At 60.4% G+C, this 25,985-nt stretch carries 24 protein-coding genes and 1 riboswitch; of the genes, 9 read left to right on the forward strand and 15 right to left on the reverse strand.

Features of this window, described 5'->3' with window-relative positions; all coding sequences use genetic code 11:
- Positions 1-11 precede the first annotated feature (11 nt).
- Positions 12-264: riboswitch (cobalamin riboswitch) on the reverse strand.
- Between the two features lie 99 nt (positions 265-363).
- Positions 364-1,677 (forward strand): PQQ-dependent sugar dehydrogenase, encoded by a 1,314-nt coding sequence (locus KHP07_RS23420; protein WP_078049659.1) that lies wholly within the window; start codon positions 364-366, stop codon positions 1,675-1,677.
- Between the two features lie 78 nt (positions 1,678-1,755).
- Here KHP07_RS23420 and KHP07_RS23425 read toward each other — a convergent pair whose 3' ends face one another.
- The 5 genes from KHP07_RS23425 to KHP07_RS23445 form a co-directional block, all read right to left on the reverse strand.
- A complete protein-coding gene (locus KHP07_RS23425) occupies positions 1,756-2,295 on the reverse strand; it encodes a C40 family peptidase (protein ID WP_025855819.1) in 540 nt (179 codons plus the stop codon).
- 144 nt (positions 2,296-2,439) lie between these two features.
- Complete coding sequence (locus KHP07_RS23430) at positions 2,440-3,069, reverse strand: C40 family peptidase (protein ID WP_078049660.1); 630 nt, start codon at positions 3,067-3,069, stop codon at positions 2,440-2,442.
- Between the two features lie 213 nt (positions 3,070-3,282).
- Complete coding sequence (gene hda / locus KHP07_RS23435) at positions 3,283-3,987, reverse strand: DnaA regulatory inactivator Hda (protein WP_025855817.1); 705 nt, start codon at positions 3,985-3,987, stop codon at positions 3,283-3,285.
- 203 nt (positions 3,988-4,190) lie between these two features.
- Complete coding sequence (locus tag KHP07_RS23440) at positions 4,191-5,264, reverse strand: AI-2E family transporter (RefSeq protein ID WP_078049661.1); 1,074 nt, start codon at positions 5,262-5,264, stop codon at positions 4,191-4,193.
- Positions 5,265-5,308: 44 nt separating this feature from the next.
- Positions 5,309-6,349, reverse strand: a complete 1,041-nt coding sequence (locus tag KHP07_RS23445) for a DUF2066 domain-containing protein (RefSeq protein ID WP_214498110.1) — start codon at positions 6,347-6,349, stop codon at positions 5,309-5,311.
- Between the two features lie 355 nt (positions 6,350-6,704).
- On the opposite strand from KHP07_RS23445, the gene purM reads away from it, so the two are divergent.
- The 4 genes from purM (at position 6,705) to KHP07_RS23465 (ending at position 9,698) form a co-directional block, all read left to right on the forward strand.
- A complete protein-coding gene (gene purM / locus KHP07_RS23450) occupies positions 6,705-7,763 on the forward strand; it encodes a phosphoribosylformylglycinamidine cyclo-ligase (protein WP_010208661.1) in 1,059 nt (352 codons plus the stop codon).
- Positions 7,763-8,413, forward strand: a complete 651-nt coding sequence (gene purN / locus KHP07_RS23455) for a phosphoribosylglycinamide formyltransferase (protein WP_078049663.1) — start codon at positions 7,763-7,765, stop codon at positions 8,411-8,413. The genes purM and purN overlap by 1 nt, the downstream gene beginning before the upstream one ends.
- A gap of 8 nt (positions 8,414-8,421) precedes the next feature.
- Positions 8,422-9,135 carry a DUF3108 domain-containing protein gene (locus tag KHP07_RS23460; protein WP_078049664.1) on the forward strand — a complete coding sequence of 238 codons (714 nt, stop codon included), beginning with the start codon at positions 8,422-8,424 and terminating at the stop codon, positions 9,133-9,135.
- A gap of 374 nt (positions 9,136-9,509) precedes the next feature.
- Positions 9,510-9,698: a hypothetical protein gene (locus tag KHP07_RS23465; RefSeq protein ID WP_010208657.1), complete on the forward strand. Its 189-nt coding sequence runs from the start codon at positions 9,510-9,512 to the stop codon at positions 9,696-9,698.
- Between the two features lie 98 nt (positions 9,699-9,796).
- Here KHP07_RS23465 and KHP07_RS23470 read toward each other — a convergent pair whose 3' ends face one another.
- From KHP07_RS23470 to KHP07_RS23500, 7 genes are all read right to left on the reverse strand, one after another.
- Positions 9,797-10,342, reverse strand: a complete 546-nt coding sequence (locus KHP07_RS23470; RefSeq protein WP_010208656.1) for a DUF2058 domain-containing protein — start codon at positions 10,340-10,342, stop codon at positions 9,797-9,799.
- 25 nt (positions 10,343-10,367) lie between these two features.
- On the reverse strand, positions 10,368-11,201 hold the full coding sequence (mazG, locus tag KHP07_RS23475; protein ID WP_099493557.1) for a nucleoside triphosphate pyrophosphohydrolase: 834 nt from the start codon (positions 11,199-11,201) through the stop codon (positions 10,368-10,370).
- A 153-nt stretch (positions 11,202-11,354) separates the two neighbouring features.
- On the reverse strand, positions 11,355-13,598 hold the full coding sequence (gene relA / locus KHP07_RS23480; RefSeq protein WP_078049666.1) for a GTP diphosphokinase: 2,244 nt from the start codon (positions 13,596-13,598) through the stop codon (positions 11,355-11,357).
- A 138-nt stretch (positions 13,599-13,736) separates the two neighbouring features.
- Positions 13,737-15,089 carry a 23S rRNA (uracil(1939)-C(5))-methyltransferase RlmD gene (gene rlmD / locus KHP07_RS23485; protein ID WP_099493558.1) on the reverse strand — a complete coding sequence of 451 codons (1,353 nt, stop codon included), beginning with the start codon at positions 15,087-15,089 and terminating at the stop codon, positions 13,737-13,739.
- Positions 15,089-15,991: a cysteine synthase CysM gene (gene cysM, locus KHP07_RS23490; protein ID WP_025855807.1), complete on the reverse strand. Its 903-nt coding sequence runs from the start codon at positions 15,989-15,991 to the stop codon at positions 15,089-15,091. The genes rlmD and cysM overlap by 1 nt, the downstream gene beginning before the upstream one ends.
- A gap of 208 nt (positions 15,992-16,199) precedes the next feature.
- Complete coding sequence (locus KHP07_RS23495; protein WP_099493559.1) at positions 16,200-16,805, reverse strand: tRNA-uridine aminocarboxypropyltransferase; 606 nt, start codon at positions 16,803-16,805, stop codon at positions 16,200-16,202.
- A gap of 7 nt (positions 16,806-16,812) precedes the next feature.
- Positions 16,813-17,706, reverse strand: a complete 894-nt coding sequence (locus KHP07_RS23500) for a LysR family transcriptional regulator (RefSeq protein WP_078049670.1) — start codon at positions 17,704-17,706, stop codon at positions 16,813-16,815.
- Between the two features lie 259 nt (positions 17,707-17,965).
- Here KHP07_RS23500 and speB point away from each other — a divergent pair, with 259 nt between their 5' ends.
- Genes speB through KHP07_RS23520 form a run of 4 tightly spaced genes read left to right on the forward strand, consistent with a single transcriptional unit; the run spans position 17,966 to position 22,288 of the window.
- The gene (gene speB, locus KHP07_RS23505; RefSeq protein WP_021490873.1) at positions 17,966-18,916 is read left to right on the forward strand and encodes an agmatinase; all 951 of its coding nucleotides are present in this window, start codon (positions 17,966-17,968) and stop codon (positions 18,914-18,916) included.
- Positions 18,916-19,338 (forward strand): YybH family protein, encoded by a 423-nt coding sequence (locus KHP07_RS23510; protein ID WP_099493562.1) that lies wholly within the window; start codon positions 18,916-18,918, stop codon positions 19,336-19,338. The genes speB and KHP07_RS23510 overlap by 1 nt, the downstream gene beginning before the upstream one ends.
- A gap of 21 nt (positions 19,339-19,359) precedes the next feature.
- On the forward strand, positions 19,360-20,871 hold the full coding sequence (locus KHP07_RS23515; RefSeq protein WP_099493563.1) for a purine-cytosine permease family protein: 1,512 nt from the start codon (positions 19,360-19,362) through the stop codon (positions 20,869-20,871).
- A gap of 34 nt (positions 20,872-20,905) precedes the next feature.
- The gene (locus KHP07_RS23520; RefSeq protein WP_078049673.1) at positions 20,906-22,288 is read left to right on the forward strand and encodes a sodium:solute symporter family protein; all 1,383 of its coding nucleotides are present in this window, start codon (positions 20,906-20,908) and stop codon (positions 22,286-22,288) included.
- Positions 22,289-22,354: 66 nt separating this feature from the next.
- Here the strand turns inward: KHP07_RS23520 and KHP07_RS23525 are convergent, their stop codons facing one another.
- From KHP07_RS23525 to ptrR, 3 genes are all read right to left on the reverse strand, one after another.
- Positions 22,355-24,436, reverse strand: a complete 2,082-nt coding sequence (locus KHP07_RS23525; RefSeq protein WP_214498111.1) for an FAD-dependent oxidoreductase — start codon at positions 24,434-24,436, stop codon at positions 22,355-22,357.
- Between the two features lie 377 nt (positions 24,437-24,813).
- Positions 24,814-24,936 (reverse strand): PA1414 family protein, encoded by a 123-nt coding sequence (locus tag KHP07_RS29725; RefSeq protein ID WP_003193089.1) that lies wholly within the window; start codon positions 24,934-24,936, stop codon positions 24,814-24,816.
- A gap of 142 nt (positions 24,937-25,078) precedes the next feature.
- Positions 25,079-25,972, reverse strand: a complete 894-nt coding sequence (gene ptrR, locus KHP07_RS23530) for a putrescine utilization regulator PtrR (RefSeq protein WP_078049676.1) — start codon at positions 25,970-25,972, stop codon at positions 25,079-25,081.
- Positions 25,973-25,985: the final 13 nt, after the last annotated feature.

Consider the following 25,985-nt stretch of genomic DNA (forward strand, 5'->3'; position numbering starts at 1 on the left):
GCCCACCGTGATGCTGTTGGATGTTTCAGGCCGGTCTCCGGGCTCATGAGTGACGCTTGCTCTTGTCGAGCAGGCAGGCCGACGGCGCGCCTTCCCATATCGCTCGCGATACAGTGGCAAAAGGCGCCGTCTTGACTCATTTACCGTTGCGGGGGCAGCGCCGGAATCGCGGCAGCACTGTGTACAAGTGCGCTCACTCACCGGCTTCCCTGTTTCACTCCGTCGACCCATGGGTCACAGAGCACCTGGAACAAGCGGCGAAGGTTAGTGGGTTGGGGGTGGAGCGTCAATTAAAGCTGGCCTTGCACTTGAACCATCGCACTGCCGCCCTCCTCTACCCTTACAGGTATCAAGGAGAACACCATGCATAAAACCAGACTCGCCCTACTCATCATGGTCGCCGGCACCCTCGCCGCCTGTGGTGAAAGCTCCACCCTCCAGGTCTCCGACGGCACCGGCCCCTCGCCCAAGCTGCCGGAACCGAACAAGACGCTGATCCCCACCGTGAATATCGCGCCGGCCATCGGCTGGCCCGAAGGCGCGAAGCCCACCGCCGCCGCTGGCACCCAGGTGGCGGCCTTTGCCGACGGCCTGGACCACCCGCGCTGGCTGTATGTGCTGCCCAATGGTGACGTGCTGGTGGCGGAAACCAATGCGCCGCCCAAACCGGATGACGCCAAAGGCATTCGTGGCTGGGTCATGGAAAAAGTCATGGGCCGCGCCGGTGCCGGTGTGCCAAGCCCGAATCGCATCACGCTGCTGCGTGACGCCGACCACGATGGCGTCGCGGAAACCCGCACGGTGTTCCTCGAAAATCTCAATTCACCGTTTGGCATGGCACTGGTCGGCAACGACCTGTACGTGGCCGACTCGGACAAGTTGCTGCGCTTTCCCTATCAACCGGGTGAAACCGCGATCAAGCAAGCCGGCACCAAGGTCGTCGACCTGCCGGGCGGCAGCATCAACCACCACTGGACCAAGAACGTAGTGGCCAGCAAGGACGGCAGCAAGCTGTACGTCAGCGTCGGCTCCAACAGCAATGTGGGGGAAAACGGCCTCGAAGCGGAAGAGGGTCGGGCAGCGATCTGGGAAGTAGACCGCGCCAGCGGCGAGCACCGCATCTTCGCCTCCGGCCTGCGCAACCCCAACGGCATGGCCTGGGAACCCCAGAGCGGCAAGCTGTGGACGGCGGTGAATGAGCGCGACGAGATCGGCAGCGACCTGGTGCCGGACTACATCACCTCGGTCAAGGATGGCGCCTTCTATGGCTGGCCATTCAGCTACTACGGCCAGCATGTCGATGTGCGCGTTTCACCGCAGAATCTGGACCTGGTGGCCAAGGCAATTGCACCCGACTACGCAGTAGGCCCGCACACGGCGTCCTTGGGGCTGACGTTTGCCGAGGGCAGCAAACTTCCGGCGCAGTTCAGCAACGGCGCATTTATCGGCCAGCATGGTTCGTGGAATCGCAAGCCGCACAGTGGCTACAAGGTGATCTTTGTGCCGTTCGAGGGCGGGCAACCCAAAGGACAGCCGGTCGATGTGCTGACGGGGTTCCTCGACAAGGATGAGAAAGCCATGGGCCGGCCGGTAGGCGTGGTGATTGATCAGCAGGGGGATTTGCTGGTGGCCGATGATGTGGGGAACAAGGTGTGGCGCGTGTCGGCCGCTAAATAAACGGTAGGAGCCGGCTTGCCGGCGATGGCGGCATACAGGGCCTCATCGCCGGCAAGCCGGCTCCTACACGGCGATATGTCAGGGGTTGCGCGCCAGGTTTCCTGGCAGCACGCGCTTGGCGCTCAGGTAGGCATTCTGCCAATACGCCTTGGACAGGGTATCCAGCTTGACCGTACCGCCGGTTTGCGGCGCGTGCACGAAGCGGCCCTCCCCCACGTAGATCCCGGCGTGGCTGACCTGGGAACCACCACCGGTGGCGAAGAACAGCAGGTCGCCGGTCTGCAGGTTTTGCTCGCTGACATCCTGCGCGCGCATCACGATCAGTTCGCGGGTGGTACGCGGCAGGGAGATCCCCGCCGCATCGCGGAAGACAAAACCGATCAGGCCGCTGCAATCAAAGCCGGAGTCCGGCGTGTTGCCGCCCCAACGGTAAGGCGTGCCGACCAGGCCCAGCGCGCGGAAGAGCACATCTTCGGCCGCAGGCGAAAAATTCTGGGTGGAATAATTGAACACCGGCTTGGGTTTCACCGCTACAGGAGCGGGAGGCGGTGGACGACTTGCGCAGGCGCTGAGCAGCGCGGCGCAAACAATGAGAATAAGGCGGGCCGAGGTCGACATGTGCAGAACAATCCTGGTCTGGATGCGGCTTTCGCTGCCGAACGCTGAAAACCAGAACGCGCAAGCAAAGCTCGCGCGAACGGATTACAACAATATCCAGGGATTCTAGCGCTTACACGTCAAACTTCAAGTATCACTTTAAGTTTACTTGCTAGCGGTAACCGTAGTCGGGGCCATGGCGAGTGCGCGCTTGGCTTCGATGAAGGTTTTGCTCCAGTAGCTGTCACCCAGGTTGTCGACTCGAACACCGCCACTGCGACGGCTGCTGGAGTGGATAAACTGGTTATCGCCCAGGTAGATACCGGCATGGCTGACGCGACCACGGCCTGCAGTACTGAAGAAAAGCAGATCACCCGGCTTGAGGTTGTTGCGCGCGACCAACGGTGCATTCACGTTGATCATTTCGCGAGTGGAGCGTGGCAAGTTCATGCCAGCTTCTTCACGAAACAGATAGCCGATGAAGCCGCTGCAGTCGAAGCCGGCTTCAGAGGTACCGCCGAAACGGTAACGGGTACCGATCAGGGACATGCCGCGTTCGAGGATGCTGTCGGCCAGAACTGGAAGCTGGTAAGGCTTGCTGCCAGAGAAGTTGGCCAGCTCTTTTTCAGTTGCCACTTCTTCTTCGTAAACAGAGGCAGACTGTGCAGCAACGAATTTTGCCTGATTTTGAACCTGTGTTTTTTGCTGTTCTGCCACCTGCTGAGGGTGGGAGGCGCAACCAAACAACAGGGTAACGAGTGCGAGAGGCACGAGGGGTGCGAAGCGATTTAGCATGGGCACGACCGTGGCTGATATGTAAAGAAGTCGAGACTATGCCCACTATCACATCGATTTGCAAATTCAATCGTGATCTATGTGACTTCTTGTTTGGACTATGACATCTAAGCCCTTAACACCCTGTACCTGCCTTTTGCGTGGCCAAACCGGCTAAAACGCATGTTTTCTGGCGCCTGGAATTTGCCGAAAGCCGCGAAAACAGTGGGCTGGCTACCAGCCGAGGGTTTCTTTCAGGAAGGGGATGGTCAGCTTGCGCTGGGCCTGCAAAGACGCCTGGTCGAGTTGTTCGAGCAAATCGAACAACGCGCTCATGCTGCGCGTGCCACGGGTGAGAATAAAATGCCCGACTTCGTCGGTGAGGTGCAGGCCGCGACGTGAGGCGCGCAGTTGCAAAGCGCGCAATTTGTCTTCGTCGGAGAGCGGGCGCATCTGGAAGATCAGCGCCAGGGTCAGCCGCGACTTGAGGTCGGCCAGCTTGATCGGCAGCTCACGTGGCGAAGTCGACGCGGCAATCAGCAGGCGCCGGCCGCTGTCACGCAAGCGGTTGAACAGGTGAAACAATGCTTCTTCCCAGTCCGCCTTGCCGGCAATTGCCTGCAGGTCGTCAAGGCACACCAACTCGTATTGCTCGAGGTGGTCAAAGATGCCGATACCGCGATCCATCAATTCCGCCAACGGCAGGTATACCGCCGGTTCGCCCATCTGCTCGAAACGCAGGCACGCGGCCTGCAACAGGTGGGTACGCCCTACGCCGTGCTTGCCCCATAGATAGATCAGGCTTTCGGTCCACCCGGCGTCGGCTTCGCAAAGCCGCTCGACATAGCCGAGTGCAGCGGCATTGGCGCCTGGGTAGTAGTTGATAAAGGTGGCGTCATCACGCAGACGCACACCCAAGGGCAGCTGAATCGGTTTCATGCTGACTGAACGGCTCCAATCGAACCGTTAGTGGCCTCTGTGTAAAGTTTGCAAAGTTTATACCCGTGACGCCGGGCGCACAATGCAACAGACCCCAAGCAAAATCAAAGGTTTGCGTTAACTTGTTGGATTTGTGCAGATTGTTTGACGGCCCACCTGCACAAATGACAAACCCGGCCTGGGCCGGGTTTGTGAAGAAACGGTTACAGGTCGGGGTCTTCAACCCCCGTATACGCATCCGAATCCTTGTACAGATCATGCACGTGGCGCACCAGCACCATGATCACCGCCGCTACCGGCAGCGCCAGCAGGATACCGGTGAAGCCAAACAGCTCGCCGCCCGCCAGGATCGCAAAGATCACCGCCACCGGGTGCAGGCCGATCCGATCGCCTACCAGCAACGGCGTCAGCACCATGCCTTCCAGGGCCTGGCCGACCATGAACACCGCCACAATCCCCAGCATCGGGTACAGGTCGCCGCCAAACTGGAACAGCCCCGCCACCAACGCCGCGCCGATACCAATCACAAACCCCATGTACGGCACGATCGCTGCGAGACCGGCGATCAGGCCGATCAACAGGCCCAGTTCCAGGCCGATAGCCATCAGGCCAGCAGCGTAGATGATCCCCAGGGCCAGCATCACCAGCAACTGCCCGCGCACGAATGCCCCGAGCACCTCATGGCATTCTTCAGCCAGCGAGACGATGCGCTCCTCACGGTTGCGCGGCAGCAGGCTGCGGATCTTGGCCATCATGATGTCCCAGTCGCGCAGCAGGTAGAACGCCACTACCGGGATCAGCACCAGGTTGGTCAACCAGCCGATCAGCGCCAGGCTCGACGCTGTTGCCTGGCTGAGGATCACCCCGACGATATCGGTGGTCTGGCCCATGTGTTCGCTGATGGCGGCCTTGACCTTATCGAACTTCCAGAAGCCATCTGCCAGACCCAGTTTGGCCTGGGCCCATGGCATCGCCGTGTGTTGCAACCAATCGAGCATCTGCGGCGCCAACTCATAAAGGCGGAACAGCTGCTTGGCCAGCATCGGAACCAGCACCAACACCAAGGCCGTGATGATCAGGGTAAACAGCGCGAAGACCGCCACCACGCCCCAGGTTCGCGAAAGCCCGGCTTTCTCCAGGCGATCCACCACGGGATCGAACAGGTAGGCCAGCAGCAATGCGACCAGGAACGGCGTCAGGATCGAATGCAGCAAGAACACAAAAACGCACAGCAGGGCAATCCCGCCAAGCCACACCCAACGACGCGTATCCGCCATAAACCACTCCATCTGTCATGTGCTTCTATATAGAAAGAAACTGTTTACCAACGAAAACGCAGCTGCGCCTGAGGCTCGGGTGCCGCAGCCGGCTGGGCACCCTCTGCTACCGGTTGCTGGACCGGCGCCTCGCCCGCAGGAATTTCCTGCAGCTTGGCCAGGCTCAACTGGGTGCGCAATTGATCGGCACTGCCGTTGACGCGATACACAATCCGATTGCCATCCACTAATTGAGGCTGACCACCAAAAGGCTCCAGCAGATGACCCAGCGCGGCATAGCGCTCCAGGGTCATGCCTTGCACTTCGAGCAGTTGCTCAGTGCTCACGCCAGGCTTGACGGCAAACCGCGGGGCCAATTTCTGACTGACCGCCAGCATCACCGCATCGGCCACGGCGCCGGTGTCAGCCCCTTGGGCGGTGCCCTGCTCGCTCTTGTCACCCAGCCACAGGCGCCATTTGGCTTGCCATTGGCTGCCTTCCTGGCGCGCATGCACGGCCAGCAAGGCATCGGCGCCGTAGCGCTCGGAGGCGGCGCGCAGTGGCGTGGCGTCGGCGCTTTCCAGATTCGGCGCGGTGGCCACCACCTGCTCATTCAGGTCCCCCAGCGGCAGACGCAACGGCAAGCCACGGTGTTGCGCCGCTCGACGCAGCGCCTGGGCGACGGTTTGGCCATCCCCCACCAGGCTGCTGCCTTCCGTGGAGTCGTTCAGCCACCAGCCGAGGATCGATGGGCGGTTGCTGCCCCAGATTGACAGGCCCGCTTCACGCAGCGCGCGGTCAGTACTCACCGGGTCGAAATCCACTTGCAGGCTTTCCGGCGGGCCGGCGTCGTAGCCGTATTGGCTGATGATTTGTTGTGGGTCTTTGCGCACTGCTGCCAGCCCCGGGCCGTCGGCGGCCTTGGCGTCGCCGGTCAGGCGGATCACCAGGGTCTGCACGGCTCGCTGGGTGGCCTGGTCGCGCTCTTGCGGCGATTGGCTGCTGACAGGTTCAAGTACTTGATAAAGGCCATTGAGGGTTTCGGCATGACTCGCCAGGCTGACCAACGACAAGCAGCCTACAAAGAAGAATTTACACAGACGCATGGAAGATTCCCGAACGACAAATTTAGCGGTTGGAACAGACCGCGTGAACTCGGTTTGGCAAGGCTGTGACCACAGGCACCGGCAAAACATTCACAGGGTCTTGGCAGTTTTTGTACTGTCATAACGATAGCGGGTTAAAGGCTATACCTTAATACGCGCCAAAGCCGAGCCGATTAGCATTTTTTTAACCGGCTTTTTTTGCCTATATGGCCCTGCCCGTCGGCCCGAGGATGGCCGCTGCCCCTCAAGCCTGATAAAATCGCGCGCCTTCGCAGACCGTCAACGGCTGGGGCTTTTACCAAAAGCGCCTGCCCGCTCGGTCGTTACCCCTGAATCCCCCCTAAAGGCCTGGATCATGAGCAAGCAACCCTCCCTGAGCTACAAGGACGCCGGTGTAGACATCGACGCCGGTGAAGCATTGGTCGAACGCATCAAGAGCGTCGCCAAGCGCACTGCGCGCCCCGAAGTCATGGGCGGCCTGGGCGGTTTTGGCGCCCTCTGCGAAATCCCGGCCGGCTACAAGCAGCCTGTCCTGGTGTCCGGCACCGACGGTGTAGGCACCAAGCTGCGCCTGGCACTGAACCTGAACAAGCACGACACCATCGGCATCGACCTGGTCGCCATGTGCGTCAACGACCTGGTGGTATGCGGCGCCGAGCCGTTGTTCTTCCTCGACTACTACGCTACCGGCAAGCTGAACGTGGACACCGCTGCACAAGTGGTCACCGGCATCGGCGCTGGCTGCGAACTGTCGGGTTGCTCCCTGGTCGGCGGCGAAACCGCTGAAATGCCAGGCATGTACGAGGGCGAAGACTACGACCTGGCCGGCTTCTGCGTCGGCGTCGTGGAAAAAGCCGAAATCATCGACGGCTCCAAGGTTGCCGCCGGTGACGCCCTGCTGGCCCTGCCCTCTTCCGGCCCGCACTCCAACGGTTACTCGCTGATCCGCAAGATCATCGAAGTATCCGGCGCCGAGATCGAGAACACCCAGCTCGACGGCAAGCCGCTGACCGACCTGCTGATGGCCCCGACCCGCATCTACGTCAAGCCACTGCTCAAGCTGATCAAGGACACTGGCGCCGTCAAGGCCATGGCCCACATCACCGGTGGTGGCCTGCTGGACAACATCCCGCGCGTGCTGCCAAAAGGCGCCCAGGCCATCGTTGACGTGGCCAGTTGGCAGCGTCCGGCAGTATTCGACTGGCTGCAAGAGAAAGGCAACGTCGACGAAACCGAAATGCACCGCGTGCTGAACTGCGGCGTCGGCATGGTCATCTGCGTGGCTCAGGAGCATGTTGAAACCGCGCTGAACGTCCTGCGTGAAGCCGGCGAGCAGCCTTGGGTCATTGGCCAGATCGCAACCGCTCCGGAAGGCGCGGCCCAGGTTGAACTGAAGAACCTCAAGGCTCATTGATGTCTCAGACCTGTGATGTCGTGGTGCTGCTTTCCGGCACCGGCAGCAACTTGCAGGCCTTGATCGACAGCACGCGCACCGGCGACAGCCCGGTGCGCATCGCTGCGGTGATCTCCAACCGCAGCGACGCCTACGGCCTGCAACGCGCCAGGGACGCAGGTATCGACACCCGCTCCCTGGACCACAAGGCATTCGACGGCCGCGAAGCCTTCGACAGCGCCCTGATCGAACTGATCGACGCCTTCAACCCCAAACTCGTGGTACTCGCCGGCTTCATGCGCATCCTCAGCGCTGATTTCGTGCGGCATTACGAAGGGCGCTTGCTCAACATCCACCCTTCCCTGCTGCCCAAGTACAAAGGCATGCACACGCACCAGCGTGCGCTCGACGCCGGCGACAGCGAGCATGGCTGCAGCGTGCACTTTGTCACCGAGGAACTCGATGGCGGGCCTCTGGTCGTACAGGCAGTGGTTCCGGTAGAGTCTGACGACTCGGCGCAGAGCCTTGCGCAACGGGTTCACACCCAGGAACACAGGATTTACCCGCTGGCGGTTCGCTGGTTTGCCGAGGGGCGGTTGATTCTCGGTGACCAGGGTGCATTATTGGACGGTCAGTTACTTGCGGCCAGCGGCCACTTGATTCGAACCTAGGAGATTTTATGCGTCGCGCCCTGCTCTTCGCTTTTGCGCTGTTCGCCTTGCCTGCCGTGCAAGCAGCAGACCTTCACCCTTTCTCCGTAAGCTACACCGCCGACTGGAAACAGTTGCCCATGAGTGGCTCGGCTGAACGCAGCCTGGCCAAGAATAGCGATGGCTCCTGGACCTTGAACTTCAAGGCTTCCATGATGATCGCCAGCCTGACCGAAACCAGCGTGATCCAGTTTGACAAGGACACCCTGCAACCGAAGAGCTACACCTTCGAACGCGGTGGCCTGGGCAAGGCGAAGAAGATCAACCTGGACTTCGACCAGACCGCGAAGAAAGTCACCGGCTTTGAAAACAAAGACGCCGTCAACGTGGCCCTGCAAAGCGGCATGCTCGACAAGTCGACCTACCAGTTGGCCCTGCAGCGCGACGTGGCTGCCGGCAAAAAGAGCATGAGCTACAACGTGGTCGAAGGCACCGATGTCGACACTTACGACTTCCGTGTGATCGGCCCGGAAAAAGTCCAGACCAAGGTCGGTTCCATTGATGCGATCAAGGTCGAGCGCGTGCGTGATCCGACACAAAGCAAGCGTATTACCCAGATGTGGTTTGCCAAGGACCAAGGCGGCATCTTGGTTGCCCTGCGCCAGGTGGAAACCGATGGCAAGGAATACAACATCATGTTGCAGGACGGTACGGTTGACGGTAAGGCTGTCAAAGGTAGCTGATCGGTAGATGGAATAAAGAGCCTCGCAGATGCGGGGCTTTTTTTCGTCTGGAGGTTTTGTGTTGACGCGTCTACCGCTATCGCAGGCAAGCCAGCTCCCACATTTGGAATGCATTTCAAAATGTGGGCGCTGGCTTGCCTGCGATAGCGGCGGTCCAGTCAATACGAGGCTGACGCCTTACGCCAACATGAAACTTTTGTCATAAATCTCAACCCCCTGTGCCGCAACATCACGGTTTACGTGGCCTGTAGCACTGTTGCATTTACCGCAATAAATTGTTGTGCAAAAAGTCAGTTTACTTAGCAAGCTAACAAAACATATAACAAAGGCCTGCGACGACTTGCCGCAGATCCACCAGAGATTGGAGCAAGCAGATGACTGTAAAAGTAACTGAACGCGACGACGAACATATGTCCCACGAAGCGCTGGGCCATGGGATTCACATCTGGGATGTACACCAACAAGACCTGTTGGTCGGCATGTTTCACAACGAGAGCGACGCTCATAATTATAAAAACGAGCTCGAAGCCCTTGAGATGAGACGCCAGGCGCAAGGCTCCTGAGACTCTGAAATTCGGCAGGCATCCAGCCCCACACAGCAGCTGGATTGCCTGCACACAAAAACCCCGCCTTTTGAGCGGGGTTTGTTGTTTCTACAGCCTTACCACATCAGATCATCCGGAATCTGGTAGGCCGCGTATGGATCATCCTCGTCCGGCACCTGGCTCTCCGTCAGGATATTGAGCTGCACGATACGCTCCGGTGCACGCTCCTGGATCTTCAGCGCCGCTTCACGCGGGATCACCTCGTAACCGCCACCGTGGTGCACGATCGCCAGGGAGCCGTTGCTCAGCTTGTTGCGCATCAACGTGTTGACCGACAGGCGCTTGACCTTCTTGTCATCCACGAAGTTGTAGTAGTCCTCGGTGGTCAGCTTGGGCAGGCGCGAGGTCTCGATCAATTGCTTGACCTGAGCTGTGCGGGCCTTGGCCTCGGCTTTTTCCTGCTGCTGACGGTTCAGTTCCTGGTCGCGCTTGACCTTCTCGGCCTGGGCCTCGGCCGCCAGGCGGGCCTGGGTGTCATCCGCCTCGATCTGGCCTTTGTGGACCAGGCGCTGCTGCTTCTGTTTCTCTTTGCCGACCTGCTTGGCCTGCTTTTGGTTGACCAGACCTGCTTTGAGCAACTGGTCGCGAAGGGAAAGGCTCATGGTGCTTACTCACTTAGGCAACTGCTCAACCGCAGCTGGACACATTCTTTTCCTGACGCTTGGCTTCGCCCCACAGGGCGTCCAACGTTTCGAGGGTGCAATCTTCTATGGATTGGTGCGTATCGCGCAATGCCTGTTCGATAAATCGGAAACGTCGTTCGAACTTGGCATTGGCGCCACGCAGCGCGGTTTCCGGGTCGACCTTGAGGTGGCGGGCCAGGTTGACCGCTGCGAACAACAGGTCGCCGACCTCGTCTGCGATGGCCGCCGAGTCGTTGTCCGCCATGGCTTCGAGCACTTCATCCAGTTCTTCGCGCACGTTGTCCACCACCGGCAAGGCAGAAGGCCAGTCGAAACCGACCTGGCTGGCGCGCTTTTGCAACTTGGCGGCTCGGGACAAGGACGGCAGCGCCGTGGGCACATCGTCCAGTAGGGAGAGCTGCTCGGGGGCGTCGGACTTTTCCGCGCGCTCCTCGGCCTTGATCTGCTCCCAACGCTCCTTGACCTGCTCTTCGCTCAACTGCGGGACATCCAGCGGTGCGTACAGCTCGCCAGTGGGGAACACATGGGGATGGCGGCGGATCAGCTTGCGCGTGATGCTATCGACTACCCCGGCGAATTCGAAGCGCCCCTCTTCCCGCGCCATCTGGCTGTAATACACCACCTGGAACAGCAGGTCGCCCAACTCACCTTGCAGGTGATCGAAGTCGCCGCGCTCGATGGCGTCGGCGACTTCATAGGCTTCTTCCAGGGTGTGCGGGACGATGGTCGCGTAGGTTTGCTTGATGTCCCACGGGCACCCGTATTGCGGGTCCCGCAAGCGATTCATCAGGTGCAGCAGGTCTTCTAGTGAATACATCGGTCTCTTTCCGCTGAAGTGGGAACGCTAGAGATCAAATGTGGGAGCGGGCTTGCTCGCGAAAGCGGTAGGTCAGCCACTGCATCCGGCACTGACAAACCGCATTCGCGAGCAAGCCCGCTCCCACATTTTATTCCGCGTTTATCCAGCTATTCATGGGGTGCGGTTACGGCGTGTCTCGATGATATTCGGCAACTGGGAAATCCGTCCCAGCAACCGTCCCAATGCGTCCAACCCCGGAATCTCGATGGTCAGGGACATCAGCGCGGTGTTGTCCTCTTTATTCGAGCGGGTGTTGACCGCCAGCACGTTGATCCGCTCATTGAGCAGCACTTGCGACACGTCACGCAGCAAACCGGATCGATCGTACGCGCGGATGATGATATCCACCGGGTAGGTGAGCACCGGCACCGGGCCCCAGCTGACCTGGATGATGCGCTCCGGCTCGCGCCCGCCCAGTTGCAGCACCGAGGCGCAATCCTGGCGGTGAATGCTCACGCCACGGCCCTGGGTGATGTAGCCGACAATCGCATCCCCCGGCAGTGGCTGGCAGCAGCCGGCGATTTGCGTGAGCAGGTTGCCCACGCCCTGGATCTGGATATCGCCACGCTTGCCCGGCTTGTAGCCGGTGGCCTTGCGTGGGATCAGCTCCAGTTGTTCGTTGCCGCGCTCTGGCTCTACCAGCTGTTGGGCCAGGTTGACCAGTTGCGCCAGGCGTAAATCGCCAGCACCCAGGGCGGCGAACATGTCCTCGGCGATCTTCATGTTGGCCTTTTCGGCCAGCTTGTCGAAGTCCACCTGGGGCAGGCCCAGGCGTGCCAGTTCGCGTTCGAGCAAGGTTTTGCCGGCGGCGACGTTCTGGTCGCGCGCCTGCAATTTGAACCAGTGGACGATCTTCGCCCGCGCCCGCGAGGTGGTGATGTAGCCCAGGTTCGGGTTCAGCCAGTCGCGGCTCGGCGTACCGTGCTTGCTGGTGATGATCTCGACCTGCTCACCGGTCTGCAGACTGTAGTTGAGCGGCACGATGCGCCCATTGATCTTGGCGCCCCGGCAGTTATGGCCGATCTCGGTGTGCACGCGGTAGGCAAAGTCCAGCGGCGTAGCGCCCTTGGGCAAGTCGATGGCGTGACCGTCAGGGGTGAAGATATAGACCCGGTCCGGCTCGATATCCACCCGCAACTGTTCGGCCAGGCCACCGATGTCGCCGAGCTCTTCGTGCCATTCCAGCACTTGGCGCAGCCAGGAGATTTTCTCTTCATACTGGTTGGACCCGGCCTTGACGTCGGTGCCCTTGTAGCGCCAGTGCGCGCAGACGCCGAGCTCGGCCTCTTCGTGCATGGCGTGGGTGCGGATCTGCACTTCCAGCACCTTGCCCTCGGGGCCGATCACCGCCGTGTGCAGCGAGCGATAGCCGTTTTCCTTGGGGTTGGCGATGTAGTCATCAAACTCCTTGGGAATGTGCCGCCACAGGGTGTGGACGATACCGAGCGCGGTGTAGCAGTCGCGCATTTCCGGCACCAGCACGCGTACGGCACGCACGTCGTAGATCTGGCTGAAAGCCAGGCCCTTGCGCTGCATTTTGCGCCAGATGGAATAAATGTGTTTGGCACGGCCGCTGATGTCGGCTTCGACACCAGTGGCCTGCAACTCGGAGCGCAGTTGGTTCATCACGTCGGCGATGAAGCGCTCACGGTCGAGCCGGCGCTCGTGCAGCAGCGTGGCAATCTGTTTGTACTGATCGGGTTCGAGGTAGCGGAAGGACAAGTCCTCCAGCTCCCACTTGATATGGCCGATGCCCAGGCGGTGCGCCAGCGGCGCGTAGATGTCAAAGACTTCGCGGGCGACGCGGTTGCGCTTCTCGTCGTCGGCGGTTTTTACCGCACGGATCGCGCAGGTGCGTTCTGCCAGCTTGATCAGGGCGACGCGTACGTCGTCGACCATCGCCACCAGCATCTTGCGCAGGTTCTCGACCTGGCCCTGGGTGCCCAGCACCATGGACTGGCGCGGGCTGAGGCTGGCGCTGATCGCAGCCATGCGCAGCACGCCATCGATCAGCTTGGCCACCACCGAGCCAAAACGCTGGCCAACGGTGGCCAACGGAATATGCCCTTCACGCACGCCGCGATAGAGCACGGCGGCGATCAGCGAATCCTGGTCCAGCTTGAGATCGGCGAGGATCTCGGCGATTTCCAACCCGGTACGAAAGCTTGAAGTGCCTTCGGCCCACAGGTTCTTGGCCGCATTGTCTTGCTGTTCAGACTCACGAGCGAACTCGCAGGCTGCTTTCAAGGCTTCACGGTCCAGTGCCGGGTCGACACTGATGGCATGATCCAGCCATGCCTCGAGATTGATACTGCCGTCGGTGTTGATCGGCTGGTGTGCTCTCACCTGTACCATCTTGCTTACCTTCCCTACGACGCACCTTGGATGCGTCAAAAATCATCGCTGACCTGCTTTACCTTAATAAAGCTTACACACGCTCCCTGGCAGGTCACGGCCTTGGAGAATGCAGGCCAGTCGGATTAAACGGGCATCCTAGCCCGCTTCAAATAACGCCATGGCCTCGACATGCGCGGTTTGCGGAAACATGTCGAGGATCCCGGCACGTTTTAGCCGGTAGCCTTGCTTGACCAACTCAACCGTGTCCCGCGCCAGCGTGGCCGGGTTGCAGGACACATACACCAGACGCTTGGCCTTGAGGGTCGCGAGCTTGCGCACAACCTCCAGGGCACCGTCACGGGGTGGGTCCAAGAGTACCGCAGAAAAGCCTTGTTTGGCCCATTCCGCGTCGGTCAAAGGCTGGGACAAATCGGCCTGAAAAAACTGCGCATTATGCAAATTGTTGCTGACGGCATTCACGGCCGCCCGGTCCACCATGGTCTGCACGCCTTCCACCGCCACCACTTCGCGCACCTGGCGAGCGAGTGGCAAGGCAAAATTGCCCAGGCCGCAAAACAGGTCCAACACCCGCTCATCGGGTTGTGGCGCCAGCCATTCCAGAGCCTGGGCGACCATCGCCGCGTTGACCCCGGCATTGACTTGCACGAAGTCCCCAGGCCGGTAAGCCAGCTCCAGACCCCACTGTTCCAATCGAAAACCCAAGACCGAATCAGCCTCGACCGGTTCCGGTTGGCCCTCGCCATGCAGCCACAATTGGGCGTCATGGAAAGCGCAGAATTCTTTCAACACGTGCAGGTCCGCCTCCGACAGCGGCGCCATATGGCGCAGCAATACGGCGATGGACGTCCCACTGAACAGCTCCACGTGCCCCAGGGCCTGAGGTTTGCTCAAGCGCCGCAGCATGTTCGGCAGGCGCTGCATGATCGGTTGCAAGGCCTGTACCAGCACCGGGCATTCGTCGATGGCGACGATGTCCTGGCTGGCCACGGCGCGGAAACCGACTTCCAGATGTTTCGCCTTGGCATCCCAGCGTACGGCCACGCGGGCGCGGCGACGGTAGCCGAACTCTGGCCCACTCAACGGTGCGGCCCACTCTTGCGGTTCGACACCGGCCACACGGGACAGTTGCTCGGCGAGCATGCGCTGTTTCAGGGCAAGTTGTTCGGCGTGGGGCAAGTGCTGCACGCTGCAGCCGCCGCAGCGACCAAAGTGCGCGCACGGCGCCGGGCGGCGCAGTTCGCTGGCCTTGAACACCCGCTCGGTGCGCGCCTCGACGATCTTGCCGTGGGTGCCCAACACCCGCGCTTCGACCTCTTCGCCGGCCAGCGCGCCATTCACAAACCAGGTGCGGCCCTCAAAGAACACAATGCCACGGCCATCATTGGCCAGACGCTCGATGATCAAGCGTTGCTTCTTGCCTACAGGTATCTGCGGGGCCCGGCTGCCGCCCGTCGGTTGGAAGCGCAGGCCTCTCTCGTGCTTGGCCATCAGTTGGGCGCGTCGAAGATGCCGGTCGACAAGTAACGGTCGCCTCGGTCACAGATGATCGCGACGATCACCGCGTTTTCCACTTCCTTGGACAGGCGCAACATGCCCGCCACGGCGCCACCGGAGGACACGCCGCAGAAGATGCCTTCTTCACGGGCCAGGCGGCGGGTGGTGTCTTCGGCTTCACGCTGGGCCATGTCGATGATGCGGTCCACGCGCGTGGCGTTGTAGATCTTCGGCAGATACTCTTCGGGCCAGCGCCGGATGCCCGGGATGGCCGCGCCTTCCATTGGTTGCAGGCCGACAATCTGGATCGCCGGGTTCTGCTCCTTGAGGTAGCGCGAGTTGCCCATGATGGTACCGGTGGTGCCCATGGAACTGACGAAATGGGTGATGGTGCCCTGGGTCTGGCGCCAGATTTCCGGACCGGTGGTGGTGTAGTGCGCCTCGGGGTTGTCACCATTGGCGAACTGGTCCAGCACCTGGCCACGGCCTTCGGCGGCCATGCGCTCGGCGAGGTCGCGGGCACCTTCCATGCCTTCTTCCTGGGTCACCAGCACCAGCTCCGCGCCGTAGGCAGTCATCGCCGCCTTGCGCTCGGCGCTGCCGTTGTCGGGCATGATCAGCACCATCTTGTAGCCCTTGATCGCCGCGGCCATGGCCAGCGCGATCCCGGTGTTACCGGATGTGGCTTCGATCAGGGTGTCGCCGGGCTTGATCTGCCCGCGCAACTCGGCGCGGGTGATCATCGACAGCGCCGGGCGGTCCTTGACGGAGCCGGCCGGGTTGTTCCCTTCAAGCTTGAGCAACAAGGTATTGCTGGTTTCACCCGCCATGCGTTGCAAGCGGACCAGGGGTGTATTGCCGACGCAATCGGCGATTGTAGGGTACTGCAAGGTCATGGCGTATTCGCAATCCAGACTGCGGGGGCGAACATCATACCGGGAAAGCCTGGCGGGCCATATCACGCAAAGTGCGGTGCTTATGGCTTATAGGAATAAGCAGCGAATCTGTTGCCTGGGAGGACGCTATCGCGGGCAAGCCCGCTCCCACACTAGAAATGCGTGTAGGAGCTGGCTTGCCTGCGATGGCCGCGCCTCGGTCAGCCTGCTAGCCAAGCCGCCCGTCGCCATGATTTTTCTGGAAAACCTCTGCCCCCATCGCCGCAATCTGCCCTTCGATCAATGCTTCAAAGGGCTTGAGCAACGGCTCGAATGACCTAGGTGCTTCCAGCACGTGCAAGGCCTGCACGATGGCTTCAACTGTCGACAACGCCCCCGGCCCTGGCGCCTTGCGCAATCGATAGCGGGAAACAGCGCCCTCCGCCAGCGCTACCCGTGGCAACGCTGCCAGCAACGGATTGAGGTGCAGCAACTTGCGCGCCTTGCGCCAAGTGCCGTCCGGCACCACCAGCAACAACGGTTGGTCAGATGGCGCGTAGGCCTGTAACGGTTGCGCGTCGTCCGCCGGAAACAACAGCCGCGCCTGATAACCGGGCAGGTTCAACAACGTCGGCAGATCCTCGAACACTTCCCCCACCACCAGCTGCGCGTTATTCAAACCCAACGCCGCCAGCCTTGCCGTATTAAGCGCGTGGTTGACCTCGCTCGGGTGCTGCAACAGCAACACACGGGTGCGGCTCTCGAGGCTGGGGATCAGTGCGCACAGGCAATGGGTGGCAGGCCGAAGGCAGCGGGGGCATTGGGGTCTGGACATGGTGATTTCAGGCCTGGTTGAGCTGGGCTTTGAGTAGGTCGCGGAAAGTCTGGATCAGTGGTTCACGGCTGCGACCACGGCGCATGATCATCGAGAATGGCGCCTGGTAGCCGAAGGTGGCCGGCAGCAATACGCGCAGATCCCCTTTGTCAGCCCAGGCCTGAGCGTAGTGTTCGGGCAGGTAGCCGATATAGGCGCCAGAGAGCACCAGGATCAGCTGCGCTTCCATACTTTCTACCGTCGCCGCGCTGTGTTTGAAACCGTGGCGCGCCAGTTCAGCCTGGCTCCAGTAGCCGCGACCGACCATGCGTTGCTGGGTGATGACTTGTTCGGGGATACGCCGCTCGTTGAACAGCGGGTGCCGGGTGCTGCAATACAGCCAGTGCTGCTCGCGGTACAGCGGCATGTAGATCAGCCCGCTCATGCGGTTGGAGAAGGCGCCGATGGCCAGGTCGAGGCGGTTGTCCTGCACACCCAGTTGCAGTTCGTAAGGGCTCATCACCGACAAATGCAGGTGCACCGCCGGGTGCTCCAGGCTGTAGGCGCCGATGACTTCGGCGAACGGCAAGGCCTTGTCGCTGACGGTGGAGTCGAGCACGCCGAGCTTGAGGGTGCCGCGCAACTCGCCTTTCAAGGCGGCAGCGTATTGCTCGAAGCCTTCCAGCTCACCCAATAGCCGCAATGTTTCATGATGGAACAGCTCGCCCTTGCTGGTCAGGCTGAAACCGCCCCGGCCGCGATGGCACAGCACCAGGCCCAAGGCTGATTCCAGTTGGCTCATATACGTGCTGATGGCCGACGTCGACAGGTTGAGTTCGTGCTGGGCATTGGCGAACCCCTGGTGCCGCACGACGCTGACGAAGATGCGCAGGAGTTTCAGGTCGGGCAAGGCATTGGCCATGGGTTCTCCAGAGGCACATACAAAACCTGTGGGAGCTGGCTTGCCTGCGATGCGGACATCTCGGAGCAGCAGGCACACCGAGTTGAGGCCATCGCAGGCAAGCCAGCGCCTACAGATGAACCAGGTTCTAGGTAAGGAGTTTACCTCAGGCAATAGTTTAGAAAAATCTGAACTAAGTATTTGCCCCTGCCGATTCTTTCGTTTCTACGTATTTCGCAGAATCGGCCCCTAATAAACAAAACAACGATGAGGCAATCCCGTGGACAAGATTTTCCACCAACCACTGGGCGGCAACGAAATGCCGCGCTTCGCCGGCATCGCCACCATGATGCGTCTTCCCCACCTGCAAACGGCCAAGGGTCTGGATGCCGCCTTTATCGGCGTGCCTCTGGACATCGGCACCTCGCTGCGCGCCGGCACCCGTTTCGGGCCGCGTGAAATCCGCGCCGAATCCGTGATGATCCGCCCCTACAACATGGCCACCGGTGCCGCACCGTTCGACTCGCTGTCGGTAGCGGACATTGGCGACGTAGCGATCAACACCTTCAACCTGCTCGACGCCGTGCGCATCATCGAAGAAGCCTACGACGAGATTCTCGAGCACGACGTGATCCCCCTGACACTGGGCGGCGACCACACCATCACCCTGCCGATCCTGCGGGCGATCCACAAGAAACACGGCAAGGTCGGGCTGGTGCACATCGATGCCCACGCCGATGTGAACGACCACATGTTCGGCGAGAAAATCGCCCATGGCACCACCTTCCGCCGCGCAGTGGAAGAAGGCTTGCTGGACTGCGACCGGGTGGTGCAGATCGGCCTGCGCGCCCAGGGCTACACCGCCGAAGACTTCAACTGGAGCCGCAAACAGGGCTTCCGTGTGGTCCAGGCCGAAGAATGCTGGCACCACTCCCTCGCGCCGCTGATGGCCGAGGTGCGTGAAAAAGTCGGCGGAGGCCCGGTGTACCTGAGCTTTGACATCGACGGCATCGACCCCGCTTGGGCGCCGGGCACCGGCACCCCGGAAATCGGCGGGCTGACCACCATCCAGGCGATCGAGATCATCCGTGGCTGCCAGGGCCTAGACCTGATTGGTTGCGATCTGGTAGAAGTCTCGCCGCCCTACGACACCACCGGCAACACCTCGCTGCTGGGCGCCAACCTGCTGTACGAAATGCTCTGCGTACTGCCTGGCGTGGCGCACCGCTGATGAGCACCCGCGAGGTGCTGCAAGCCGCTGCCGAGCTGGTGGCGGCCTTCGCCCGCAATGACCGCGCCGCCTACTTCGGCGCGTTCACGGCCGACGCCAGCTTTGTGTTCTACACCCTCCCCCAGCCGCTGCTGAGTCGCGATGCCTACCAGGCGTTGTGGGACAGCTGGCGCCGGGACGAGGGGTTCGAGGTGCTCTCGTGCACCTCGAGCAACGCCTTTGTCAGCCTGCAGGGTGACGTGGCGATTTTTATTCATGACGTGGCCACCGAGCTGCGCATGAACGGGGAGCAATTCAATAGCCAGGAACGCGAGACCATTGTCTTCAAACGGCAAGGGCTTGGCGCAGAACAACAAGAAGGCCTGTGGCTGGCCTGTCACGAACATTTGTCCGCTATGCCGGAAGGGCTGCCGCCCCCTTAGCCAATGTGATCGGAGCTGATCATGAATAATAAAAACAACGATAAAAGTATTCGAAAGATAGAAACCAACGGGGTCGAACAGATCCCGGACCACGAACGTACCGCCGGCCCCAAGGATCTGTTCCGACTGATCTTCGGCGGTGCCAATACCTTTGCCACCGCCGTGCTGGGCTCCTTTCCGGTGTTGTTCGGCTTGTCGTTCCAGGCCGGCGCCTGGGCGATTGTGCTGGGTGTGCTGGTGGGCGCGCTGATCCTGGCACCCATGGGCCTGTTCGGGCCGATCAATGGCACCAACAACGCGGTGTCATCCGGCGCGCACTTCGGTGTGCACGGGCGAATTGTCGGCTCGTTTCTCTCACTGCTGACCGCCATTGCCTTCTTCTCACTCTCGGTGTGGAGTTCGGGTGATGCGCTGGTGGGCGGTGCGAAACGTCTGATCGGCCTGCCGGAAACTGACCTGACCCTGGGCCTGGCCTATGGCCTGTTCGCCCTGCTCGTCCTCACCGTATGCATTTACGGCTTTCGCTTCATGCTGTGGGTTAATCGCATTGCGGTATGGGCCGCGAGCCTGCTGTTTTTGCTGGGCATCTTCGCCTTCGCGCCGGCGTTCGACAGCCACTTCGCGGGCACTGTAGCCATGGGCCAGGCCGGCTTTTGGGCGGCCTTCATCGGCGCCGCGCTGGTGGCCATGAGCAACCCGATTTCCTTCGGTGCGTTCCTGGGTGACTGGTCGCGCTACATCCCGCGTGAGACGCCAAAAATGCGCATCATGCTGGCGGTGGTGCTGGCGCAAATCGCGACGTTGATCCCGTTTCTTTTCGGCCTGGCCACCGCGACCATCGTGGCGATCAAGGCACCGGACTACATTGCGACCAACAACTATGTGGGCGGTTTGCTGGCGGTGGCGCCGACTTGGTTCTTCCTGCCGGTGTGCCTGATCGCGGTGATCGGCGGCATGTCCACCGGCACCACCTCGCTGTATGGCACCGGGCTGGACATGTCCAGTGTGTTCCCGCGCCTGTTGTCGCGGGTCAAGGCCACGCTGCTGATCGGGGTGATGTCGATTGCCTTCATCTTCATCGGACGTTTCGCCGCCAACCTGGTGCAGAGCGTGTCGACCTTTGCCGTGCTGATCATCACCTGCACCACACCGTGGATGGTGATGATGATCATCGGCTTGATCGTGCGTCGCGGCTTCTACTGCCCGGATGACCTGCAAGTATTCACCCGGGGTGAAACCGGCGGCCGCTACTGGTTCAGCCATGGCTGGAACTGGCGCGGGCTGGGCGCGTGGATCCCGAGTGCGTTGGTGGGCCTGTGCTTCGTCAACCTGCCGGGGCAGTTTGTCGGGCCGCTGGGCAACCTGGCCGATGGGATTGATATCAGCCTGCCGGTGACGCTGGGGCTGGCGTCGGTGGTGTACCTGACGTTGCTGCGGGTGTTCCCGGAACCTGCGGCTGTCTACGGGCCGACGGATCCCCGCAGTAGGCGCATGGATGCGCGCGTTAAACCGGCACTGCAACCCGCCGCCTGATCCTCATAAAAAAGATAATTGGAGACTCGCCGTCATGGCTTTGGATTTATTCGTCGTACTCATCTACGCCGCCGGCATGCTCGTGCTCGGTTATTACGGCATGCGCCGCGCCAAGACCCACGAAGACTACCTGGTAGCCGGGCGCAACCTCGGCCCGTCACTGTACATGGGCACCATGGCCGCCACGGTGTTGGGCGGTGCGTCCACCGTCGGCACCGTGCGACTGGGGTATGTGCACGGTATCTCGGGCTTCTGGCTGTGTGCCGCGCTGGGCATGGGCATCATTGCGCTCAACCTGTTCCTGGCCAAGCCGCTGCTGAAGCTGAAGATCTTCACCGTGACCCAGGTACTGGAAAAACGCTATAACCCCATGGCCCGCCAGGCCAGCGCCGTGATCATGCTGGCCTACGCACTGATGATCGGCGTGACCTCGATCCTGGCCATCGGCACCGTGCTGCAAGTGCTGTTCGGCCTGCCGTTCTGGATCTCGGTGTTGCTGGGCGGTGGCGTGGTGGTGGTGTACTCGACCATCGGCGGCATGTGGTCGCTGACCCTCACCGACATCGTGCAATTCGTGATCAAGACCGTTGGCCTGATGTTCATCCTGCTGCCGATCTGCCTGTACCGCGTCGGCGGCTGGGACGAACTGGTGGCCAAGCTGCCGGCATCGAGCTTCAGCTTCACCGCGATCGGCTGGGACACGATCATCACCTACTTCATGATCTACTTCTTCGGCATCCTGATCGGCCAGGACATCTGGCAGCGCGTGTTCACCGCCCGTGACGAAAAAGTCGCCAAGTACGCAGGCACGTTCGCCGGTTTCTACTGCATCCTCTACGGCCTGGCCTGTGCACTGATCGGCATGGCGGCGCATGTCCTGATCCCGGACCTGGATAACGTCAACAATGCGTTTGCCGCTATCGTGAAAGCCTCGCTGCCCGACGGCATTCGTGGCCTGGTGATTGCCGCCGCCCTCGCTGCGATGATGTCCACCGCCAGCGCCGGCCTACTCGCCGCCTCCACCGTACTGACCGAAGACCTGCTGCCGCGCCTGCGTGGCGGCAAACAGTCGAGCCTGGCCATCAACCGCCTGTTCACGATGCTGACCGGCGTTGCCGTGCTGGGAATCGCACTGGTAGTGAGCGATGTGATCAGCGCCCTGACCCTGGCCTACAACCTGTTGGTGGGCGGCATGCTGATCCCGCTGATCGGCGCGATCTTCTGGAAACGCGCGACCACCTCGGGTGCGATTACGTCCATGACCCTGGGCTTTGTGACGGCACTGGTGTTCATGATCAAGGATGGCTTGGACGCGAACACACCGATCTACTACAGCCTGGCGGTAGGGCTGGTGAGTTTTGTGGTGGTGAGTTTGTTGTCGCGCCGGCCAGCGGGTGTGGCGGCCAACGCGGTTTGAGATACAACTGGATTTAGAGCGGTTTCTTCAGCGGGCGCGACGTCGGATGTCGTGCCCGTTTTTTTATCAGTACATTGCCGAACTTGCAGAAGCTTTTGCCTGGATGATTTCCTGGACTAAGCAGGCCCATAACAACCCTTGCGTAGTGCCCCCGGCATAGGTTGCCCCGGCCACAATTTGGTTGTAGGCAGACCAACAAACTATTGAAAGTCCATCTGAGGTGCCGGGCCGGGCACATTCGATAATGTGCAAGTCACCACTCTCGACCGCCCCGCGATAGGACTTTGGAAAGTGCCGGGAAACAGCGGCCAGACACGCCGCCAATATCTGCGCCTTGTACTCCAACGTCGAATCAGGTGGAACCTGCCCACCGGAGACAAGGATGTAATCCCCATCCAAGCGGCAATTCATGACGCCGATTGGTAAGTCGTACTGAAGCTTGAGCCCACGCATTTCGGCACCCTCATTACCGATAGCACGTAACTTGAAAAACCAGCCGATGATCGCGATTGCCTCTGGCCCCTCTACGCCCATGGCAGTGACGACGAAGTGCTCTCTGCTCAACTCGGCAATTTGAACCGCACTCAGGTGGCCGGGGAGGAACTGAACCCCGGAACGCAGCAAAAGCGCACCGACCTCCTCCATAAGATGGCTGAATTCCAGATCGTAGCCCGACACCTCAATAGCCCGCCCAATCCCAGGGACCCCATAACGTTCTTGGAATTGCAGTGGACTGATCTCAGCAAGTCCACCTCCCGGCTTGCCACTGGGCCATTGCCTGTTTTCGATATCGCGTTGCTCTTGGATCGCGAGCTCCACGCCATTGGCATCACGCCTATAGGCTCGTACGATCCGCGACTGCGCAAATCGGCCCAGCGACGGGTTGTCGGCCAGAAGCTTTTCAAACAGTTCAATGCCCGCACGATTGCATTCAACGGCCAAATACTGATTACCAGGAGTCAGATGGTCGTTTTGCAGCGGCTTTGCAGTCGTCTCCGTTGCTGACAGATGCCGCATATTTACAGGCTTATGACTAGCTCCATCGCTCGCCTGATTTCCTCCGTATACGGTGACCCGATAATTTGCCAGGCGGAACATCAAGGCTTGCAGCAGGCCGTTGATACCTCTGCCGATGATGGACACACGCGGTGCATCGGCATAAGCCTGTTGAGAGGGGATAATCAATGACTGGGCAAGTTTGCGCCTGACAATGCCGCGCAAGGCAGTCAAGCTGAGCTGAACCGAGACCGCATAGTCAAGGTCGCAATGACAGGCTTCGGTGGTTGCTGCCTGCGTAGTCAGCGTCGCGGGTTTGCGCCATGTGGCGACACCGCATCCGAGCGCTTGTGCGCGCATTCGAAACGCATCCAGTGTCCCAGGCCCATAGTCCAATACCAACTGGATATTTTCAGACGTTGCCAGCGCCCGCACAGCACCATCAGTGAAGACATCCGGCTTGGCGACACACACCAACCGAGCGTGTGGGTGCAGGCTTTGAATCAGGGCTTGATCAATGCGATGGGCGGTTTCATCATTCATGGATACACATAGGGCAACAGCATAAGCACCCTCCAACGCCTCGAACCAGTCCGTCACAAATGACACGCGGCTGTCGATATTGGCCGGTGAGCGGCCTTGTCGACCCAACACCTTGACCCGAACATCCGGATCTCGATCCAGCAACAATTTGACAAGCTCTTTACCCACATTGCCGTATCCCAGTACACAGATATCAAGCGGTAAGGAGCCATCGGCCTGTTTCAGCCAATGCGCGATATAGGCAGCAACATGCGGTGCGTTGACCCCCGGTGTATTGAACACTCGAATATCGTTGGAGTCGCACAAGTCCAGCCGCACCTTATCCAGACTCGTGCCCCTGCGAACCAAAGAGAGGTTTCCAAAGGGATGGGAGGTACGCCACTGCTCAATGACGTCTGCATCAATGACTTGGTCCCCCACAATGAGCGTTGATGGACGCAGTAGTCCGATCTGCATGAGCAGAGTTTGCTTGGTCAATGTTTGAGGAAGAAACACTACGTTGCTGGGTGCGTCAGCCTTCCAGCCTCTTGATGCAGGTGCGATATGTAAAATGCTTTCGGTGGTGGCGATGAGTGACACGGCAACAGGCGGAACTGAAGAGAGTGACATAGCTGTGTCTCCAACATTTCTGAATGAGTGACCCCTCGAAAAGAGGAACTCAATAAAGTTGGGGCGCTACGAAGAGGCGCTTGAGTTTCAAGCTATGCGTATTTCCAGAATTAGATAAGTCAGCCGATTCCGACTGACAGGCAGTCCCTTTCCGACGATGTTCAGGGTCAAGGATGAGTTAGACGGAAATACAGCCCTGTGCGGAAGCAGGGAGCGGCGACAGCTGTCGCACATTTCTTTTGCCTGATGCAAAAGAACTGTGGGAGCGGGCCTGCCAGCGAACGCGGCGTATCAGTCAACTTTTCATCGGCTGACACACCGTTTTCGCGAGCAAGCCCGCTCCCACATGGATTCTGAGGCGTTATAAAGACTGCAGTTTATCGCCGACGTGGACGACGTTGCTCGTCATCTGTGCGAATCGGCACAGGCTGCAGTGGAGGCTCGATCAAGCCCAATGCAACACCCAGATCATGGAGCCAGTTTTGAATTTTCTCTTTCATGGTTGCCCCCTTTGAGGGTAATGCTGGTAGGCGCAAGATCTGTCGCCCTTTCCTACACTGATAGTAGCCCTAAGTCCTACGCATTGCTTGAACGAAACCACAACGAACTATTACTGAATTGATCCAAATCCTGACGGATCGTTCAAGCAATCGCACGTGTGTCTTGCAGGACCTCGGCCTTGCCCTCTTGCTGCAGGTCGATCCATGCGTTGAGGTTAGCGCCGAGCATACCCTTTCGCCACATCAGCCAGGTCGTCGCAGTGGCAAAAGGCCCTGTCAGCGGATGAACGGACACGCTGTCCTTGCCTGGCAGGCTGGCGAGCATGGATTCGGACATCAACGCCACCCCGGATCCGGCGATCACACACGCGAGCATGCCTTGGTAGGATTCGATCTCAATTGCGCGCCCCATGGCCACCCGCTCGTGGGAAAACCAGGTTTCCAGGCGCGTGCGGTAGGCGCAACTGCGGCGAAAGGTAAACACTGAGCGGCCCGCCACATCCTGCGGCCCGCGCACCGGCGGGTGATCGGCTTCGCAGATCAGCACCAGGCGTTCCTCGCACAGGGCCACCCCGTCCAGGGAGGCGATGGTGATGGGGCCGTCCACAAAGGCAGCATCCAGGCGACCGGTAATCAAACCTTCGAGCAACTCGCCGCTGGGCGCCGATTGCACCTGAAGGTTCACCATCGGGTAAGCCTTGTGATAACGCGCCAGCAGCTTCGGCAAATGCACCGCTGCCGTGCTGTACATGCTGCCCAGGACAAAATCACCCGCCGGCTGCCCGCCTTGCACGGCACCGTGGGCTTCGTCGTGCAGCGCCAGCAGACGGGTACTGTAGTCCAACAACACTTTGCCCGCAGGAGAAAGCTGCAAACGCTGGCGCTCGCGCACGAACAACTCGACGCCGAGTTGTTCCTCCATTTGCTTGAGGCGCGTTGACAGGTTGGACGGCACCCGGTGCAAACGGTCAGCCGCTCGCGTGATGGAGCCCTCTTCCGCCACGGCTTGGAAGATGCGCAATTGACTGAACTCCATACCTTTCTCCAAA

This window comes from Pseudomonas sp. VS40 (assembly GCF_018587885.1).
GTDB classification, from domain to species: domain Bacteria; phylum Pseudomonadota; class Gammaproteobacteria; order Pseudomonadales; family Pseudomonadaceae; genus Aquipseudomonas; species Aquipseudomonas pergaminensis.

Bases quoted from the DNA above. Each gene is read 5' to 3' on its own strand.
- KHP07_RS23510 (WP_099493562.1), top strand. From the start codon at position 18,916: ATGAGCACCCGCGAGGTGCTGCAAGCCGCTGCCGAGCTGGTGGCGGCC.
- relA (WP_078049666.1), bottom strand. From the start codon at position 13,598: ATGGTACAGGTGAGAGCACACCAGCCGATCAACACCGACGGCAGTATC.
- KHP07_RS23425 (WP_025855819.1), bottom strand. From the start codon at position 2,295: ATGTCGACCTCGGCCCGCCTTATTCTCATTGTTTGCGCCGCGCTGCTC.
- KHP07_RS23470 (WP_010208656.1), bottom strand. From the start codon at position 10,342: ATGAGCCTTTCCCTTCGCGACCAGTTGCTCAAAGCAGGTCTGGTCAAC.
- hda (WP_025855817.1), bottom strand. From the start codon at position 3,987: ATGAAACCGATTCAGCTGCCCTTGGGTGTGCGTCTGCGTGATGACGCC.
- KHP07_RS23515 (WP_099493563.1), top strand. From the start codon at position 19,360: ATGAATAATAAAAACAACGATAAAAGTATTCGAAAGATAGAAACCAAC.
- KHP07_RS23500 (WP_078049670.1), bottom strand. From the start codon at position 17,706: ATGGCCAATGCCTTGCCCGACCTGAAACTCCTGCGCATCTTCGTCAGC.
- KHP07_RS23460 (WP_078049664.1), top strand. From the start codon at position 8,422: ATGCGTCGCGCCCTGCTCTTCGCTTTTGCGCTGTTCGCCTTGCCTGCC.
- rlmD (WP_099493558.1), bottom strand. From the start codon at position 15,089: ATGGCCAAGCACGAGAGAGGCCTGCGCTTCCAACCGACGGGCGGCAGC.
- cysM (WP_025855807.1), bottom strand. From the start codon at position 15,991: ATGACCTTGCAGTACCCTACAATCGCCGATTGCGTCGGCAATACACCC.
- KHP07_RS23495 (WP_099493559.1), bottom strand. From the start codon at position 16,805: ATGTCCAGACCCCAATGCCCCCGCTGCCTTCGGCCTGCCACCCATTGC.
- KHP07_RS23420 (WP_078049659.1), top strand. From the start codon at position 364: ATGCATAAAACCAGACTCGCCCTACTCATCATGGTCGCCGGCACCCTC.
- KHP07_RS23440 (WP_078049661.1), bottom strand. From the start codon at position 5,264: ATGGCGGATACGCGTCGTTGGGTGTGGCTTGGCGGGATTGCCCTGCTG.
- KHP07_RS23520 (WP_078049673.1), top strand. From the start codon at position 20,906: ATGGCTTTGGATTTATTCGTCGTACTCATCTACGCCGCCGGCATGCTC.
- ptrR (WP_078049676.1), bottom strand. From the start codon at position 25,972: ATGGAGTTCAGTCAATTGCGCATCTTCCAAGCCGTGGCGGAAGAGGGC.
- KHP07_RS23430 (WP_078049660.1), bottom strand. From the start codon at position 3,069: ATGCTAAATCGCTTCGCACCCCTCGTGCCTCTCGCACTCGTTACCCTG.
- KHP07_RS23445 (WP_214498110.1), bottom strand. From the start codon at position 6,349: ATGCGTCTGTGTAAATTCTTCTTTGTAGGCTGCTTGTCGTTGGTCAGC.
- mazG (WP_099493557.1), bottom strand. From the start codon at position 11,201: ATGTATTCACTAGAAGACCTGCTGCACCTGATGAATCGCTTGCGGGAC.
- KHP07_RS29725 (WP_003193089.1), bottom strand. From the start codon at position 24,936: ATGAAAGAGAAAATTCAAAACTGGCTCCATGATCTGGGTGTTGCATTG.
- purN (WP_078049663.1), top strand. From the start codon at position 7,763: ATGTCTCAGACCTGTGATGTCGTGGTGCTGCTTTCCGGCACCGGCAGC.
- KHP07_RS23525 (WP_214498111.1), bottom strand. From the start codon at position 24,436: ATGTCACTCTCTTCAGTTCCGCCTGTTGCCGTGTCACTCATCGCCACC.
- purM (WP_010208661.1), top strand. From the start codon at position 6,705: ATGAGCAAGCAACCCTCCCTGAGCTACAAGGACGCCGGTGTAGACATC.
- KHP07_RS23465 (WP_010208657.1), top strand. From the start codon at position 9,510: ATGACTGTAAAAGTAACTGAACGCGACGACGAACATATGTCCCACGAA.